General features: G+C 70.8%; 1 protein-coding gene. It reads right to left on the reverse strand.

From position 1 onward, the window contains the following. Window positions 1-169: 169 nt before the first annotated feature. A partial coding sequence (locus tag VQ02_RS33725; RefSeq protein ID WP_048448645.1) for a flagellar hook-basal body complex protein occupies window positions 170-624 on the reverse strand: 455 nt, incomplete at its 5' end.

Below are 624 nucleotides of genomic sequence, written 5' to 3' on the forward strand. Positions count from 1 at the left end.
GGCGCGGGATCCCCTCCCCCGTGCGGGAGGGCGGTATCGGGATCGGCGTGTCCGCCATGCCTCTCCCGCTGAGGGAGAAGGGAGGATCCCGCGCTCTGTCTCGTCCCCGGGCAGTGCGGCCGGCCCCGGTGACCCCGGATCCCGGCCCGTGGAACGACGTGCCCCGCGGTCAGCGGATCACGTTAATGAGGTCGGACATCATCTGCTGGGCGGTCGACATCACCCGGGTGTTGGCCGAGTAGGCCTGCTGGGTGACGATGAGCTTCGAGAACTCGCCGGCCGTGTCGGTGTTCGACTGCTCGACGTTGCCGCCGATGATCGTGGTGCCGGCAAGCCCCGCGAGCGGCCCGCCGGACTCCGCCGTCTGGGCGAAGTTGCCGCCCGAGACCGCCTTGAGGGAATCGGGCGCGTTGAAGCGCGCCACCCCGACCTGGGCCAGCGCCACGCTGTTGCCGTTGGAGTAGGTGCCGGTGAGCTTGCCGTCGCTCGTCACCGCCAGCGAGGTGAGGGTGCCGGCAGCGTAGCCGTTCTGCTGCAGGGTGTTGGTGGTGACCTGGCCGGTCGACGACCCGTACTGGGTCAGGCCCCCGGTGCCGAGGTTCAGCGCCACCGCGCCGAGGTTGG

This window comes from Methylobacterium variabile (genome assembly GCF_001043975.1).
Lineage (GTDB): Bacteria > Pseudomonadota > Alphaproteobacteria > Rhizobiales > Beijerinckiaceae > Methylobacterium > Methylobacterium variabile.